Source organism: Acinetobacter sp. NIPH 1852 (assembly GCF_022549455.1).
Taxonomy (GTDB): Bacteria; Pseudomonadota; Gammaproteobacteria; order Pseudomonadales; family Moraxellaceae; genus Acinetobacter.
This window is the reverse complement of record NZ_JAKZGG010000055.1, coordinates 1-509: the sequence shown is the minus strand read 5'-3', so window position 1 is coordinate 509 and position 509 is coordinate 1. Positions and strand designations below refer to the sequence as shown.

At 52.3% G+C, this 509-nt stretch carries 1 protein-coding gene; it reads right to left on the bottom strand.

The annotated features are described in order from the left end of the window. Positions 1-509: Ig-like domain-containing protein (locus tag MMO38_RS16540; protein ID WP_241324194.1), on the bottom strand; the 509-nt coding region annotated here is incomplete at both ends.

The window sequence follows — 509 nt, the reverse complement described above, 5'->3', positions numbered from 1 at the left end:
TGTTGCCTGCTGGGTCTGTTGCAACCGCAGTAACTTCGTCTCCATCTTCTAGATTGCCTGGGTTTGGAACACTCCAGTTGCCATCTTCGTCAACAATCGCTTCTGCTTCGCTGCCATCTGGGAAGGTCACAGTCACTGTTGTGCCTGGTTCTGCTGTACCGGTGATCGGATCAGTACCATTGACTGGGTCAATCACTGGTGCGTCTGGCGCAACCGTGTCAATGGTGATGGTACCTGTGGTGCTGCCTTCGTTGCCTGCTGCATCTGTCGCAGTAACCGTCACTTCGTGATCGCCATCTGCAAGTTCTGCAACAACATCGTCCGCAAGCGTCCATGTGCCATCGCCATTGTTTACTGCTTCGTAGTCAACACCATCAATGGTGACAACCACTGTCGCTTCTGGATCATCAACTGTACCTGTCAATTCAGGTGTGTTGTCGTTGGTGACCACTTCATCAAGCGTTACCACTGGGGCTGTCGCATCTACAATCGCTGTTGCTGGATCAGAG